Consider the following 15052-nt stretch of genomic DNA (forward strand, 5'->3'; position numbering starts at 1 on the left):
GTCCCGGAAGGCCCGACACCTTGTCCCGGCGGCCCCGGCCCCGTATCATTGCCGGCCCACTTCAGGAGAGGTGGCAGAGTGGTTGAATGTACCTGACTCGAAATCAGGCGTACGTTTATAGCGTACCGAGGGTTCGAATCCCTCCCTCTCCGCCAGTTGCACGCAGACGCCCCCGCCAGGGGGCGTTTGTTTTTCCAGGATCCTTGCTCGGCAACGGCCGGCCGTGCGGGCGCGCCGGACCGCCCTTCGCTCTCCACTGGCTCGACCGCTCGCCTTTGCCGCGCTTGCGGCGCGCCACCTCCACCGCACGCTCCCCGACTGCACGCTCCTCGACTGCACGCTCCTCGACCGCATGCTCGCGGGTGGGCAGGCTTGCCCGGACTGCATCGTGTGGATGCTCGATTCGCGGCTGCGCTCCCGGCTGCACACCGCCTCGACCGGCCACCTGCTCTCCTGAGGGCCCGCTCGGCAACTGCCGGGCCGGCACCACGGGCGGCAGCCAATCGCCAACTCCGTCGCAATCCTGTGCTGCGACTGCCTTGCCACACGGCCGGTCCTTCACGATTATCTCGTTTGCTCCCACAAGCCCCTCCCCGCCTCCCATGCATTCAGGTCTCCAGATGATCGAGTTCGGACACCTGACGCACGTCGGCCTGCGGCGGGAGCTCAACGAGGACACCTACTACGGCGACAGCGAACTGGGGCTGTGGCTGGTGGCCGACGGCATGGGCGGGCATGAATACGGCGAAGTCGCCAGTGCTCTGGCGCGCGAGACCATCGTCCGCGAGGTCCGCGACGGCACGTCGCTGGCCAACGCGATCCGCATTGCCGACGAGGAGATCATCCGCATCTCCCGTCGCCGCCACGACGCACTGCCGATGGGCACGACCGTAGTGGCCGCGCGCGTCAACGGTTCGCGCTTCGAAGTGGCCTGGGTCGGCGACAGCCGGGTCTACCTGTGGCGCGACAGCCACCTGGTGCAGCTGTCGCAGGATCACAGCTACGTGCAGGAACTGATCGCCAACGGCGCGATCACCCATGAACAGGCGCGCAGCCATCCGCACCGCAATGTCGTCACCCAGGCCCTGGGCGTGACCGACCCGCGCAACCTCAACGTCGAGACGATGACCGGCGAACTGCGCCCGGGCATGCAGCTGCTGCTCTGCAGCGATGGCCTGACCGAGGAAGTCGAGGACCGCAATATCGCCCAGGTGCTGGCGCACAACGACTGCAGCGCGCAGGAATGCGTCGACGAACTGGTGGCCGCCGCGCTGGACGGCGGCGGTTCGGACAACGTCACCGTCATCCTGGTCCGCAATCACTGAACCCGGCTCCCCCTGGCGGGGAGCGGACGCTTCAGGCCGGGACGGCGTGCGCTTCTTCCGGCGCCGGGTTCCACGCATCCCACAACGCCTGCCCGGCCTTCTTGCGCAACTGCGCCAGGCGGCTTTCGTGCGCGGCCAGGTCGTCTTCGCCCACCAGCACGCGCGGACGAGGGGCGTGCACGTCGAACTGGATGGCCAGCGCATCGGCTGCCTGCTGGGCCGCCGCCTGCATGTCGGCGTCGAAGCCGATCTCGCCCTGACCCGAGGTGAGCGCGATGAAGACGTCGGACAACAGCTGGGCGTCGAGCAGAGCGCCGTGGAGCTGGCGGTGCGTGTTGTCGACGCCAAACCGGCGGCACAGCGCGTCGAGCGAGTTGCGCTGGCCCGGGAAGCGCTGGCGCGCGAGCAGCAGGGTGTCCTCGATCGCGCAACGCTCGGCCAGCGTGCCGTATTGCGGGCCGGCCAGGCGCAGTTCGTTGTCGAGGAAGCCGACGTCGAAGGCGGCGTTGTGGATGACCAGTTCGGCGCCGTCGATGAATTCCAGGAACTCGTCCACGACCGTCGCGAAGCGTGGCTTGTCGGCCAGGAATTCCAGCGTCAGCCCGGTGACTTCCTGCGCGCCGGCCTCGAACTGGCAGTCCGGATTGAGGTAGCAGTGGAACGTGCGCCCGGTGGGACGGCGTTCCACGAGTTCGACGCAGCCGATTTCCACCACGCGGTTGCCGCGTTCCCAGCTCAGGCCGGTGGTTTCGGTGTCAAGGATGATCTGGCGCATCGGCTACCTGGATGACACACGCGGCGCCGTGGGCGCCACGCACATGCAGTGGTGAAATGGGAAGACGCCCCGGGTCACAGCCTACACGGCCATGTGGGGGGCTTGAAGCGCAGCGCCTGGGCGCGCGCCAGTCCGTCGACGCGTTCATTGTCCGGATCCCCCGAATGCCCCTTGACCCACTTCCACACGATGGCGTGGCGGGCAGCCGCGGCGTTCAGGCGTTCCCACAACTCGCGGTTCTTCACCGGCTCGCCGCTGGCGGTCTTCCAGCCGCGTCGCACCCAGCTGGGCATCCACTCGGTGATGCCCTGACGCACATATTGCGAGTCGGTGAACAGCACGATGTCGCAGGGTTCGGTCAGGGTTTCCAGCGCCATGATGGCCGCCATCAGTTCCATGCGGTTGTTGGTCGTGGCCGGCTCGCCTCCGCCCAGTTCGCGCTCGTGGCGACCGAAGCGCAGCAGGGCGCCCCAACCACCGGGGCCCGGGTTTCCGAGGCAGGCGCCATCGGTGTGGACCTCGACGGCTTTTCTTTCAGGTGAATTCATCGGCGCATTATCGCCGCAGCAGCGGTCCGTCGCGCACTCCGCGCGCACCATTGGGTCCGGCCCATCCTGGACGCGCTCAACCGACGGCCGCGATGCCGCCGGCCTCGTCGTCGAGGCCTTCCAGCCGCGCGCGCGTCATCGCGCCGCTCTGGATCCGCGGGTGACCCACGCCATGCAGGCGAAGCCGACGCAACGGCGATGGCGGGGCGAGTGCGCGCACCCGCTTGCTCACGGTCAGCGCAACGCCCGCGCGCAGCCAGTCATTCATGCCCACGCCGACATCGCCCTGGTCCATGCGCCACCGCGGGCCGAGCCACTGCAGGTTCACCGAATCCAGCGCGAAGCCGGCGCGCCGCAGCCGGGCCTGCCACAGCCCGGTCACGCGGGCCCGCAGGCCGGTCCGGGCCCAGCGGGCGCGGTACGGACTCCAGGGATTTAGCGCGGCGAGCCAGAGCACGCCACCCGGCGCAAGAATGCGCTCGCATTCGCCCAGCAGGACGTCCGCATCGGGGGACTCGGCCGCGTCGTCGAGCGCGTGCTGCAGCAGGACCGCGCCGAAGCTCTCGTTCGCCAGCGGCAGGGGCACCGCGCAGTGTGCCGCGCCGGCAAAACGCGCGCCTTCGCGACGCAGCAGTACGCCGCGGTTCCGGGGATCTTCCGGCGGCGCGGCGCCGGGCACTGACATCCAGCACCAGGGCAGCGCGGGGATGCCCGCCAGCACCCGTGCCATGGCGGCGTTCTCCACCGCGAGCAGCCCCTGCCCCGCGGTGGTGGCGAACCAGGCCAGCGGCGGTGGAGTTTGACGGCCTGGCGGATGGGCGGGCATGGTCGCGATTGTGTCGGATTCGAGCCGCCCCGTGGACCTGCGCGCCCTGCCCGCCCTCGGCGACAACTACATCTGGGCCCTGGTCGATGCCCAGGGCCGGGTCCTGGTGGTCGATCCGGGCGAACCCGACCCCGTGCTGGCGTTGCTGGAGGGCGAAGGCCTGAGCCTGGCCGGCATCCTGCTGACCCATCACCACCACGACCATATCGGGGGCGCCGCTGCACTGCGGCAAAGATGGCCCGAACTTCCGGTTTTCGGTCCCGCCGACGAGCGGATCACAGTGGGACATGCGTCGATGGCCGAGGGTGACCGGGTTCGCATCGCCGACTGGAGCTTTGACGTCCTGGAAATCCCGGGGCACACGCTGACCCATATCGCGTTCGCCGGAGAAGGCGTGGTGTTCTGCGGAGATACCCTGTTCAGCCTGGGCTGCGGGCGGCTTTTCGAGGGTACGCCGACGCAGATGCTGGCCTCGCTGGACAAGCTGGTCGCCCTGCCCGGCAGCAGCCGCGTGTGCTGCGGACATGAGTACACGATTAACAACGGGCAGTTTGCCCGCGTGGTAGAACCCGGCAACCCGGCGCTTGCGCGCCGCATTCAGGAGGCCCAGGCTATGCGCGACCGCGGAAACCCGACCGTGCCCAGCTCCCTCGCCGAGGAACTCCAGACCAACCCCTTCCTGCGGGTCGACGCCCCCGGCGTGCTGGCGAGCCTGTCCGCCCACCTGGGTCGTCCGCCGATCGACCGGGTCGACGCCTTCGCGCAACTGCGCCTCTGGAAAGACGGGTTCGTCGCATGATCCGCCGGACCGGCGTCCTGTGGCTGGCGATGGCGCTGGCCGCGCCCGCCTGTGCCCTGGAATCAGCCCCCGACGCCGCTGCCCCGGTCGCCCCGATGGGCGCCGCGGCCGACGAGGTCTCCGCCGCGCCCGTAGCGGCTGAAGTCGAGGCCTCCGCCGGCAGCCGGAGCGGACGCGAGATCTACCAGCGTTTCCGCGAGGGACTGGCCGAGCCCGGCTGCGATGGGGGAGCCTCCAGCGCCCGCTGGCGCGCCCATTTCGCCCATGCCCCGCGACAGCTGGCGACCCATGATGGCGATGTACTGCCGCTGTTCGGCTACGTCGTCGACGCCCTGCGCGCGGCCAGCCTTCCCACCGAGTACGCGCTGATCCCGTTCGTCGAGAGCGGCTACAAGCCCGGCGCGCGCAGCCCGCAGGGGCCGGCCGGCCTGTGGCAGATGATCACGGTGACGGCGCGCAACCACAGTGTCTCCATCCGCGCCGGCTATGACGGGCGGCTGTCGCCAGTGGAATCCACCGCCGCAGCCGTGAAGTACCTCAAGACCTTGCATGGCATGTTCGGCGGCAACTGGCGGTTGGCGGTGATGGGCTACAACGCCGGCGAGTACCGCGTCCTGGGCGCCATCAAGCGCAACGGGCAGACGGTACGTACCGCCCGGCCGGAATCCCTGCCCGGCCTGTCGCCGATCACCCAGGCGTACGTACGCAAACTGCACGCCCTGTCCTGCCTCATGGAACAGGCCCACGCGCGCGGCGAATGGGCCGGCGTGGAAAACAAGCCGGTCCCGCGCCTGGAAGAGGTGACCCTGCCCGAGGCCACCCAGGACGTGGCCGAATGGGCACGCCGCAACGGCCAGGATGCGTCGCGCCTGCTGCGGCTCAATCCCGCCTATCCGCAGGGACGGATCTCCCGGGTCAATGGCAAACCCGCGCGACTGCTCGCGTATGGGGTCGTCGACAGCCTGCCCGCCTCATCGGCCGCGGTGGGCGCGGCCGAACTCGCCGCGGACGCCTCGGTCAGCGTGGCCGCCGTCGAAGACGCCCAGCCGTTGATCCTTGCCGATGCCTCGGCGCCGCTCGTCACCGATGCACCGGCAGCGGACGCGCCGGGCCCACGCCGCCATACCGTGGTGCGCGGCGAGAATGCTTCGCGCATCGCCGGCCGCTACGGGATCCGGGTGGCCGAACTGCTCGAGCGCAACCGGCTCGCCCCACGCAGCGTGCTGCAGCCGGGCACGGTCCTGCTGATCGATGCGGACGTGGTGGCCGGCGTCCCCGCCGCGGGCACGCGCTGACAGTCGCCGCCGCCGCGCCCGCCGGCACGCGGCACGCCACCGCGCCCAACGCGGGCAGCCGGACCCTGCGCGTCACCCGGTACACTAGAGCCTTTGCTCAGCCGCCCCCACGCGGCCCACTACGAGGATGAGGCAATGGGTTTCCTGCAAGGCAAGCGCGCCCTGATCACCGGCATCGCCAGCGACCGCTCGATCGCCAGCGGCATCGCCGAGGCAATGCACCGCGAAGGCGCGGAACTGGCGTTCACCTACCAGACCGAGAAACTGAAGTCGCGCGTGGAAAAAGCCGCGTCCGAGTACGGCAGCAACATCGTGATCCCGCTGGACGTGGCCAGCGATGAGCAGATCGAGCAGTGCTTCCAGCAACTGGGCCAGCACTGGAGCGACGGCTTCGACATCCTCGTGCACGCCATCGCCTACGCGCCACGCGAGGCCATCGCCGGACAGTTCCTGGACGGCCTGACACGCGAGAACTTCGCCATCGCCCACGACATCTCGGCCTACTCGCTCGCCGCCATGGCCAAGGCCGCCCGTCCGATGATGCAGGGCCGCAAGGGTTCCATCCTGACCCTCAGTTACCTGGGCGCCGAACGCGCGCTGGTCGGCTACAACGTGATGGGCGTGGCCAAGGCCAGCCTGGAATCCACCGTGCGCTACCTGGCCTACAACCTCGGCCCGGAAGGCACGCGCGTCAACGCCATTTCCGCCGGTCCGATCAAGACGCTCGCCGCCGCGGGCATCGCCGGCTTCCGCAAGATCCTGGGCCACGTCGAAGAGAATGCACCGCTGCGCCGCACGGTGACGATCGAGGACGTAGGCAACGTCGCCGCCTTCCTGTGCTCGGACCTGAGCGCGGGCGTGACCGGCGAGATCACCTACGTGGATGCCGGGTACAACATCCTGGGCATGACCGGGCTCGACACCGCGGAGTAACCGCGGCGCTCACGCAAGCAAGCGAAGGCCTGGCCCATGCCAGGCCTTCTTGTTTGCGCGGGTCGCGTGCTACGGCAGTGGCGTTCCCTGGTCGGCGATCGCGAGCCAGCCGTTGCCGTCGTGGGTGTAGGTGACGCCGGTCATGGCGCGCTGCCGATAGCCGATGGAAGGCAGCTCGTAGACGGTTTCGTACAGGATGAAGGCCGAGCGGCAGCCATCGACCACGCGATAGCGTTCCGTCCAGATCCAGACCCCTTCGCGTCCGCGGAAGTGCGAGGCCAGCGCGGCCATCACCGCCTCCAGGCCCTGCCGGCGGGCGCCGCTGGCGAACACGGTCACGGCGTCCTGGTGGTGCACGGCGCGGAAGGTCTCCGCGTCGTAGTCGCGGAAGGATTCCATGTCCATGCGCTGGGCACGATCGAACTGCCGCGCGCAGCCTGCGGCATCCTGTGCCCGCGCGTCCATGGCCCACAGCGCCAATACGGCGCACGCGATCATCGTCCTGCTCTGCATCGTCGACTCTCCGATCCCGGGATGATTCCCGGGCCCGATGCTGCGCGCGCGCCGCGAAGGCCGGGAGGTCCACTGCGATGCAATCGGCGAAGGCCACTTGCCTGCATGCCGCCAACAAAGAAAAAGCCCGGCCGGAGCCGGGCTTTCGGAGAATCCTGTCGCCGCCGGTCAGAGATTGCTTTCGACGCGCACGATCTTCATGCGCTTGCGCAGTGCCTGCACGACAGTCTTGATCTCGTCGTCGGCCGCCAGGCGACCGAGCTGCTGGGTCATCATCTCGCGCTGCGCCGGCGGCATCTGCGTGGCGTCGCCGGCAGTGACCTTGTCGACGGTGAACAGCACGATGTTGCCGCCCGGCAGCGGCGCCTTGCCCGGCGTCGGCTTGCCCGCGGCGGGGGGAGCGACGGTGAAGATCGCCTCGGACACGCTGGGATCCGGGATCGGCATGCCGCGCTGGATGCCGGGGTTGACGCTCGGCGGCGGCAGTCCCTTCTCCGTTGCGATGGCGGTCAGCGTCTCACCCTTGCGCAGGCGTTCGAGCAGCGCGTCGGCCTGCTGTTCGGCGGCCTTCGCGGTGCGGTCGTTGCGGACGGCGGCGATCACCTGCTCGCGGACCTGCGCCAGCGGACGCGGCGCCTCCGGCGTGTGGGCGACGACGCGGATCAGCACGCTGTGGTTGGTACCCAGTTCGATCGGATCGCTGACGGTGCGGTCGCGCACGCGCACCTCGTCGAAGGCCTGACGCTTCACCAGGGGCGAGGCGAGGATGCCTTCGTTCGCGTTGCGTGCGACCGGGCCCAGGCGCTGCACCGGGAGCTTGAGCTGCTGCGCCGCCGGGGCGAGCGAGGAAGGATTCTTGAGCACGAGGTCGACCAGCTGTCCGGTGACGTCGTTGAAGGCGCGCTCGCGGTCGGCCTCGGTCTGGTCGCGCGCCAGCTGCTCGCGCACCTGTTCGTAGGGCTGCTGCTGAGCGCCCTTCACTTCCCGCAGCTGGATCACGTGCCAGCCGAACGAGGTCTTCACCGGCTCGCTGACCTGGCCCGGCTGCAGCGCGAACATGGCGGCGTCGAACTCCGGCACCATCACGCCCTTGGCGTTCCAGCCCAGGTCGCCGCCGTTGGCCTTGGAACCCGGATCGTCGCTGTTGGCCCGCGCCAGGGCGGCGAAATCCGCGCCCGGCGCCTTGGCCTTTGCGGCCAGGTCACGCGCCTTGGCTTCGGCGGCCTTCTGCGCGGCGGCGTCGGCCTTCTCGTCGACCTTGATCAGGATGTGCGAGGCCAGTCGCTGCTCCTGCTCGGTGAAGTTCTTCTTCTGTTCCTCGTAGCGCGCCTGCAACGCCTTCTCGTCCGGCGCGGGAACGGCCAGGTCGGCGGCGTTGAGTTCGACGTATTCCAGCGTGACCGTTTCCTGGGCGCGGAAGTCGGCCGGGTGAGCGGTGTACCACTGCTTGATCTGCGCCTCGCTGACCGGGGCGGTGTCGGGCGCCGGCGGCGGCAGCATGACCAGGCTGGCATCGCGGGTTTCGAACATGAGGCGGATCAGTCGATCCATCTCCGAACCGGTGACGAAGCTGCTTTCGGCCAGCGCGCCGGCGACCAGCGTCTCCTCCAGCCTGTCGCGCTGCATCGCCTCGTACTGGCGCTCGCTCTTCTGCTCCGACGCGAGCGCCAGGCGGTAGCGGTCGATGTTGAACTTGCCATCGGCCTGGAAGGAGGGATCTTCGCTGATCGTCTTCTTGAGCAGCGAGTCGCTGATGACGACGCCGGCGTGGCGCGAGGCGAGCTTCTGCACGCGCAGGTCGATCAGCTGCTCGAGGACCTCCCGCTTGTTCTCCAGCGTGTCGAACTGGCGAGGATCGTAGGCTTCACCCTGCTGCCTGCGGACCTGCTGGCGCGTGCGCTCGAACGCGGTCTTGAATTCCTGCGCGGAGACTTCCTCGCGGTCCCACAGCATCGTGACCGGCCAGAAGGCGGGCGCGGACGGCCACCACGCGGGGGGGCGCTTCGACCTTGGCGGCGAAGCTGTCGGACCGCTGGTAGATGTAATCCTGGATGCCGAAGAACGAGAAGGAAATGATCACCACGCCGAGAATGGCGGCGGCGATCCAGCCTGAGGTCTTGTCGCGGAGTGCTTGCAGCATGGCGGCCGGGGAGTCGATTCGATAGCCGCGCAGTTTAGGGCCGGTCTCGACCCCGCGTCGAGCGCCCTGCCCTGGACGCGCCGCCCGGGGGGCCGCGACGGGCGGCGGCGGTGGCCGGACGGCAAAAAGCACAACGCCCGCAAGGTGCGGGCGTTGTGCTTGAAAAAATGGCGGAGTGGACGGGACTCGAACCCGCGACCTCCGGCGTGACAGGCCAGCATTCTAACCGACTGAACTACCACTCCGCGCTGAGAAACGAAATCATACAGCCCGATTTACGATCGCGCAACACCTCGACAGTGACCGCGCAATGGTGGGTGCTGAGGGGATCGAACCCCCGACCCTCTCCGTGTAAAGGAGACGCTCTACCGCTGAGCTAAGCACCCCGGGTCAGGGCGAAATTATATATGCCCTCACGCAAAAAGCCCGGCTTGCGCCGGGCTTTTCGTTGCAATCGTGGCAGTCGCCCGGGTCAGTTGACCGCATCCTTGAGCGCCTTGCCGGCCTTGAACGCAGGGTTCTTCGACTTCTTGATCTTGATCGTTTCGCCGGTCTTGGGATTGCGACCCTGGCGGGCGGCGCGCTCACGCACCTGGAAGGTGCCGAACCCGACCAGCGTCACGGTATCGCCCTTCTTGAGCGACTTGGTGATGACGCTGATCACCGCGTCGACGGCGTTGGCGGCGTCGGTCTTGGACAGTTCCGCGGCCTCGGCGACGGCGGCTACAAAGTCGGCCTTGTTCATTCGTATTGACTCCATTTGCGGCGGGAACGCCGCAGTGTGCAGATAGCCGGACCAGCGCCTGGGTGCGGGCGGGATCCGGATCGAGGTTGCCGCTCAAGCGCGCGCCGGAACCGGCCGCGTTGCGGGTTGCGAGCGTTATACCAGTGGCATTTTGCGGTCGCAAGGCCGAAAGCCTGCAATGGCAAGGCTTTCAGCGCAATGGGCCCATGTGCGCGGACGTGCGGTGTCAGTGCTTGACGTCCGCCTGGGTCGCTGCCTGCACGCTGTCGGGTACCGGCAGCTCGCCGGGAGGAATGGCCGGCGTGGGCGATACGGGGCGCTCGAGCGCGAGGTCGAGCACCTCGTCGATCCACTTGGCACTGACGATCTTCATGCCCTGGCTCACGGCCTTGGGCAGGTCGACGAGGTCCTTCTTGTTCTCGTCGGGAATGATCACCGTACGGATGCCGCCACGCAGCGCGGCGAGCAGCTTTTCCTTCAGTCCGCCGATGCCCAGCACCTTGCCGCGCAGGGTGATCTCGCCGGTCATGGCCACGTCGGCACGAACCGGGTTCTTGGTCAGCATCGACACCAGCGCGGTCACCATCGCGATGCCGGCGCTCGGACCGTCCTTGGGCGTGGCGCCCTCGGGCACGTGCACGTGGATGTCGTGCTTCTGCAGGAAGTCCAGGTCGATTCCCAGGCGCTCGGTCCGTGCCCGCACGACCGACAGCGCCGCCGACGCGGATTCCTTCATGACGTCGCCCAGCTGGCCGGTGAGCAGCAGTTGTCCCTTGCCCGGGACGAGCGTGGCTTCCACCTGCAGCAGGTCGCCGCCCACTTCCGTCCAGGCCAGTCCGGTGACCAGGCCGATTTCGTTCTGCTCCTCGGCGCGACCGAAGTCGAAGCGGCGCACGCCCAGGTACTTGTCCAGGTTCTTGGAGGTGATGGTGATCGGCTTGGGCTTGGTGGGCTTCTTCTTGGGACCGCCCAGGGCGATCTCCTTGACCACCTTGCGGCAGACCTTCGACACCTCGCGCTCGAGGTTGCGCACGCCCGATTCGCGGGTGTAGTAGCGCACGATGTCGCGCACGACGTCCTCCCCCACCTTGATCTCGTCGGGCTTGAGGCCGTTGGCCTTGATCTGCTTGGGCAGCAGGTAGCGCATGGCGATGTTGAGCTTCTCTTCCTCGGTATAGCCCGGGATCCGGATCACTTCCATGCGGTCCAGCAGCGGACCGGGGATGTTGAGCGAGTTGGAGGTGGCGACGAACATCACCTCGCTCAGGTCCAGGTCCACCTCGAGGTAGTGGTCGTTGAAGGCGGTGTTCTGCTCGGGATCGAGCACTTCCAGCAGGGCCGAGGACGGATCGCCGCGGAAGTCCATCGACATCTTGTCGATCTCGTCCAGCACGAACAGCGGGTTCTTGCTGCCGATCTTGTTGAGGTTCTGCACGATGCGGCCGGGCATCGAGCCGACGTAGGTGCGGCGATGGCCGCGGATCTCGGCCTCATCGCGCACGCCGCCCAGCGACATGCGCACGAACTTGCGGTTGGTCGCCTTGGCGATCGACTGCCCGAGCGAGGTCTTGCCCACGCCGGGCGGGCCGACCAGGCACAGGATCGCGCCACGCATCTTGGTCACGCGCGACTGCACGGCCAGGTATTCCAGGATCCGTTCCTTGACCTTCTCCAGGCCGAAATGGTCGGCGTCGAGCACGTCCTGGGCGGCCTTGAGGTCCTTGCGGATCTTGGTGCGCTTCTTCCAGGGCACGCCCAGCAGCCACTCCAGGTAGTTGCGCACCACGGCCGCCTCGGCGGACATCGGCGACATCTGCTTGAGCTTGTTGAGCTCGTTGCGCGCCTTGGCTTCCACCGGCTTGGGCATGCCGGCCTCGGCGATCTTGCGGGCCAGTTCGTCGACGTCGTTGGGCGCGTCGTCGATCTCGCCCAGCTCCTTCTGGATCGCCTTCATCTGTTCGTTGAGGTAGTACTCGCGCTGGCTCTTCTCCATCTGCGACTTCACGCGGCCGCGGATGCGCTTCTCCAGCTGCTGCACGTCGATCTCGCCGTCCACCAGCCCCACCAGCTGCTCCAGCCGCTTCCCGATCTCGTGGGTCTCCAGCAGCTTCTGCTTGTCGCTCAGGCGCACGCCCAGGTGCGCGGCGATGGTGTCCGACAGCCGGCCGGGCTCGTCGATGCCCGCAAGGGTCTGCATCAGTTCCGGCGGCAGCTTGCGGTTGGTCTTGACGTACTGCTCGAACAGGCCCATCAGCGAGCGGGTGATGGCGTCGAGCTCGCGTTCGTCCCGGTCGATGACCGGATCCACGACCTGCGCGCGGCCGGCCAGCGCGCCGTCGGCCTCGCCGACCTGGTCGACGCTGACGCGGGACATGCCCTCGACCAGCACCTTGATCGTGCCGTCGGGCAGCTTGAGCAGTTGCAGCACGTGCGCGAGCGTGCCGGTTTCGTAGAGGTCCTTGCCGGTCGGGTCGTCGGTCTCGGCGGACTTCTGGGCGACCAGCAGGATGCGCTTGTCGGACTCCATCGCCAGGTCCAGTGCGCGGATCGACTTGTCGCGGCCCACGAACAGTGGAATGACCATGTGCGGAAAGACGACCACATCTCGCAGCGGCAGCACGGGCAGGTTCATCGTTTCGCGGTCTGAGGAGACGGTCATGGCAACTCCGGGAACAGGACGCGGCGCAGCGTCCGGAAAGGGGCTCGCGGCCTGGGGCCGCCTTGGCATCGGTTATGGGGTTATGCGCCCTAGGATGCAAGCGACGCCGTTCACCGTGTGTCGATTCGGCATGAACCGATGGCCAGGCGGCCGGCCTCACCCGTCAGGGGGCGGGACGGCGGTCACGGTCGCGGCCACGGGGGTGCGGCGCGGCCGGTCGCGCCAGCCGGGCACCGCACGGCCAGGTCGCGGGCAGCGGTCCGTCCGGTGGCGGCGTGAAGGCGGCCGGGGAGCCCGCCCCGGGAAACACAACGCCCGGGCGGACCCGGGCGTTGGTGGATTACTCGGCGGTGACCGGCCGGCGGCCGGACTACTCCGCGGCGGCGATCTTGGGCGCGGCCGGCGGCGTCTGGTAGATCAGGTACGGGTCGGACTTGTGCTCGACCACGGACTCGTCCACCACGACCTTGCTGACGTTTTCCAGCGAAGGCAGGTCGTACATGGTGTCCAGCAGCACGCTCTCGACGATGGTCCGCAGGCCGCGGGCGCCGGTCTTGCGCTTGAGCGCCTTCTTGGCGATGGCGGTCAGCGCGTCGGCGCGGAACTCCAGCTCGACGCCTTCCATGTCGAACAGCTTCTTGAACTGCTTGGTGATCGCGTTCTTGGGCTCGGTGAGGATGGTCACCAGGGCCGCCTCGTCCAGTTCCTCGAGCGTGGCGACCACCGGGAGGCGGCCGACGAACTCGGGAATGAGGCCGAACTTGATCAGGTCCTCGGGCTCCACCTCGGCCAGCACCTTGCTGGTGTCGGCCTTGCGGGCGCTGCTCTTGACCTTGGCGCCGAAGCCGATGCCGCCGGCCTCGGTCGAACGCTGCTGGATGATCTTGTCCAGGCCGGCGAACGCGCCGCCGACGACGAACAGGATGTTGCGGGTGTCGACCTGCAGGAATTCCTGCTGCGGATGCTTGCGGCCACCCTGCGGCGGGACGCTGGCGACCGTGCCTTCGATCAGCTTCAGCAGCGCCTGCTGCACGCCCTCGCCCGACACGTCACGGGTGATGGACGGGTTGTCGCTCTTGCGCGAGATCTTGTCGATCTCGTCGATGTACACGATGCCCTGCTGCGCCTTCTCGACGTCGTAGTCGCACTTCTGCAGGAGCTTCTGGATGATGTTTTCCACGTCCTCGCCGACATACCCGGCTTCGGTGAGCGTGGTGGCGTCGGCCATCGTGAACGGCACGTTGAGCAGCCGGGCCAGGGTCTCGGCCAGCAGCGTCTTGCCCGAGCCGGTGGGGCCCACGAGCAGGATGTTCGACTTGGCCAGTTCGACGTCGTCGTTCTTCTGGCGGCTCTCGATGCGCTTGTAGTGGTTGTACACCGCCACGGCGAGCGTCTTCTTCGCACGTGCCTGGCCGATCACGTACTGGTCGAGGACCTCGAGGATCTCGCGGGGCTTGGGCAGGTGGCTGCGGGCCGACTGCGCCTTCTCCTCGAGCTCCTCACGGATGATGTCGTTGCACAGCTCGACGCACTCGTCGCAGATGAAGACACTCGGGCCTGCGATCAGCTTGCGTACTTCGTGCTGGCTCTTGCCGCAGAAGGAGCAATAAAGAATCTTGTTGCTGTCTCCGCGGCCCTGTCGTTCGTCGCTCATGCCCCTGCCTTGCGTGTTGCTGGCTGCCGGTCGACCGGCAGCCCGAGAATACCACAGCGTCCGAGCCGGTCTGTGGCCCTACTCCATGCCAAATTGTGTGCGAAATCAAGGATTTCGCCCGCCGGTCATCCCCCGGCTCAGCCCGCCTGGATCGATTCTTCCGGCCGGCGCTCCAGCACCTGGTCGACCAGTCCGTATTCGCGGGCGGCCTCGGCGCTCTTGAAGTTGTCGCGCTCGGTGTCGCGGGCGATCGTTTCCAGGGCCTGGCCGGTGTGCTTGGAGAGTACTTCGTTCAGGCGCTGGCGCAGGGTGAGGATCTCGCGGGCGTGGATGTCGATGTCGCTCGCCTGGCCCTGGAAGCCGCCCAGCGGCTGGTGGATCATCACCCGCGAGTTGGGCAGCGCATACCGCTTGCCCTTGGCGCCCGAGGCCAGCAGGAGGGCGCCCATCGAGGCCGCCTGGCCGACGCAGATCGTGCTCACGTCCGGCTTGATGTACTGCATGGTGTCGTAGATGGCCATGCCGGCCGTGACGACGCCGCCGGGCGAGTTGATGTAGAGGCTGATGTCCTTCTCGGGGTTCTCGGCCTCCAGGAACAGCATCTGGGCCACGATCACGTTGGCCACGTGGTCATCGATGCCGCCGACGAGGAAGATCACCCGCTCCTTGAGCAGACGCGAGTAGATGTCATACGCGCGCTCGCCGCGGCTGGTCTGTTCGACCACCATCGGCACTAGGTTGAGGGCTTGGGTGCGGTTGTTCATCCGGGCGATACCTGTGGCGTCTGGTCGATGTGTTGCAAGTTGGGGCCTGCCGACCCCCAGTGCAAGTGGCGGGCGC

At 67.9% G+C, this 15052-nt stretch carries 12 protein-coding genes, 3 tRNA genes and 1 pseudogene; 5 read left to right on the forward strand and 11 right to left on the reverse strand.

The window, feature by feature from the left end:
• Positions 1–64 precede the first annotated feature (64 nt).
• Positions 65–155 (forward strand) — tRNA-Ser (locus tag I8J32_RS16615).
• Between the two features lie 465 nt (positions 156–620).
• A complete protein-coding gene (locus I8J32_RS16620; RefSeq protein WP_200614445.1) occupies positions 621–1325 on the forward strand; it encodes a PP2C family protein-serine/threonine phosphatase in 705 nt (234 codons plus the stop codon).
• A 31-nt stretch (positions 1326–1356) separates the two neighbouring features.
• On the opposite strand, the gene dnaQ is transcribed toward I8J32_RS16620, so the two are convergent.
• From dnaQ to I8J32_RS16635, 3 genes are all read right to left on the reverse strand, one after another.
• Positions 1357–2100, reverse strand: a complete 744-nt coding sequence (gene dnaQ, locus I8J32_RS16625) for a DNA polymerase III subunit epsilon (protein ID WP_200613765.1) — start codon at positions 2098–2100, stop codon at positions 1357–1359.
• 74 nt (positions 2101–2174) lie between these two features.
• Positions 2175–2648 carry a ribonuclease HI gene (rnhA, locus tag I8J32_RS16630; RefSeq protein WP_200613768.1) on the reverse strand — a complete coding sequence of 158 codons (474 nt, stop codon included), beginning with the start codon at positions 2646–2648 and terminating at the stop codon, positions 2175–2177.
• 76 nt (positions 2649–2724) lie between these two features.
• The gene (locus I8J32_RS16635) at positions 2725–3474 is read right to left on the reverse strand and encodes a methyltransferase domain-containing protein (protein ID WP_200613771.1); all 750 of its coding nucleotides are present in this window, start codon (positions 3472–3474) and stop codon (positions 2725–2727) included.
• Positions 3475–3505: 31 nt separating this feature from the next.
• Between I8J32_RS16635 and gloB the strand changes: the two genes are divergently transcribed.
• From gloB to I8J32_RS16650, 3 genes are all read left to right on the forward strand, one after another.
• The gene (gene gloB / locus I8J32_RS16640) at positions 3506–4273 is read left to right on the forward strand and encodes a hydroxyacylglutathione hydrolase (RefSeq protein ID WP_200614447.1); all 768 of its coding nucleotides are present in this window, start codon (positions 3506–3508) and stop codon (positions 4271–4273) included.
• Entirely contained in the window at positions 4270–5568 is a 1299-nt protein-coding gene (locus tag I8J32_RS16645; protein WP_200613774.1) for a lytic transglycosylase domain-containing protein, read from the forward strand. Before gloB ends, I8J32_RS16645 begins: the two co-directional genes overlap by 4 nt.
• A 135-nt stretch (positions 5569–5703) precedes the next feature.
• Positions 5704–6501, forward strand: a complete 798-nt coding sequence (locus tag I8J32_RS16650; protein WP_200613777.1) for an enoyl-ACP reductase FabI — start codon at positions 5704–5706, stop codon at positions 6499–6501.
• Between the two features lie 69 nt (positions 6502–6570).
• Here the strand turns inward: I8J32_RS16650 and I8J32_RS16655 are convergent, their stop codons facing one another.
• The 8 genes and pseudogenes from I8J32_RS16655 to clpP all read right to left on the reverse strand — a co-directional run bounded on the left by I8J32_RS16655 (position 6571) and on the right by clpP (position 14976).
• On the reverse strand, positions 6571–7014 hold the full coding sequence (locus I8J32_RS16655; protein WP_200613780.1) for a Cif family virulence factor: 444 nt from the start codon (positions 7012–7014) through the stop codon (positions 6571–6573).
• A gap of 168 nt (positions 7015–7182) precedes the next feature.
• Positions 7183–9154 (reverse strand): annotated as a pseudogene (locus tag I8J32_RS16660) (peptidylprolyl isomerase).
• Positions 9155–9322: 168 nt separating this feature from the next.
• Positions 9323–9399 (reverse strand) — tRNA-Asp (locus I8J32_RS16665).
• Between the two features lie 66 nt (positions 9400–9465).
• Positions 9466–9540: transfer RNA gene (locus I8J32_RS16670), tRNA-Val, on the reverse strand.
• 86 nt (positions 9541–9626) lie between these two features.
• The gene (locus I8J32_RS16675; protein WP_200613786.1) at positions 9627–9899 is read right to left on the reverse strand and encodes an HU family DNA-binding protein; all 273 of its coding nucleotides are present in this window, start codon (positions 9897–9899) and stop codon (positions 9627–9629) included.
• Positions 9900–10125: 226 nt separating this feature from the next.
• A complete protein-coding gene (gene lon / locus I8J32_RS16680; protein WP_200613788.1) occupies positions 10126–12558 on the reverse strand; it encodes an endopeptidase La in 2433 nt (810 codons plus the stop codon).
• A gap of 370 nt (positions 12559–12928) precedes the next feature.
• Positions 12929–14212 (reverse strand): ATP-dependent Clp protease ATP-binding subunit ClpX, encoded by a 1284-nt coding sequence (clpX, locus tag I8J32_RS16685; protein ID WP_200613790.1) that lies wholly within the window; start codon positions 14210–14212, stop codon positions 12929–12931.
• Between the two features lie 137 nt (positions 14213–14349).
• A complete protein-coding gene (clpP, locus tag I8J32_RS16690; RefSeq protein ID WP_200613793.1) occupies positions 14350–14976 on the reverse strand; it encodes an ATP-dependent Clp endopeptidase proteolytic subunit ClpP in 627 nt (208 codons plus the stop codon).
• Positions 14977–15052: the final 76 nt, after the last annotated feature.

Origin of the sequence: Lysobacter solisilvae, assembly GCF_016613535.2 — a bacterium.
Classification (GTDB): domain Bacteria; phylum Pseudomonadota; class Gammaproteobacteria; order Xanthomonadales; family Xanthomonadaceae; genus Agrilutibacter; species Agrilutibacter solisilvae.

Coding starts and splice junctions, on each gene's coding strand:
- lon (WP_200613788.1), bottom strand. CDS start 12,558: ATGACCGTCTCCTCAGACCGCGAAACGATGAACCTGCCCGTGCTGCCG.
- rnhA (WP_200613768.1), bottom strand. CDS start 2,648: ATGAATTCACCTGAAAGAAAAGCCGTCGAGGTCCACACCGATGGCGCC.
- I8J32_RS16645 (WP_200613774.1), top strand. CDS start 4,270: ATGATCCGCCGGACCGGCGTCCTGTGGCTGGCGATGGCGCTGGCCGCG.
- I8J32_RS16655 (WP_200613780.1), bottom strand. CDS start 7,014: ATGCAGAGCAGGACGATGATCGCGTGCGCCGTATTGGCGCTGTGGGCC.
- I8J32_RS16675 (WP_200613786.1), bottom strand. CDS start 9,899: ATGAACAAGGCCGACTTTGTAGCCGCCGTCGCCGAGGCCGCGGAACTG.
- clpP (WP_200613793.1), bottom strand. CDS start 14,976: ATGAACAACCGCACCCAAGCCCTCAACCTAGTGCCGATGGTGGTCGAA.
- I8J32_RS16620 (WP_200614445.1), top strand. CDS start 621: ATGATCGAGTTCGGACACCTGACGCACGTCGGCCTGCGGCGGGAGCTC.
- dnaQ (WP_200613765.1), bottom strand. CDS start 2,100: ATGCGCCAGATCATCCTTGACACCGAAACCACCGGCCTGAGCTGGGAA.
- I8J32_RS16635 (WP_200613771.1), bottom strand. CDS start 3,474: ATGCCCGCCCATCCGCCAGGCCGTCAAACTCCACCGCCGCTGGCCTGG.
- clpX (WP_200613790.1), bottom strand. CDS start 14,212: ATGAGCGACGAACGACAGGGCCGCGGAGACAGCAACAAGATTCTTTAT.
- I8J32_RS16650 (WP_200613777.1), top strand. CDS start 5,704: ATGGGTTTCCTGCAAGGCAAGCGCGCCCTGATCACCGGCATCGCCAGC.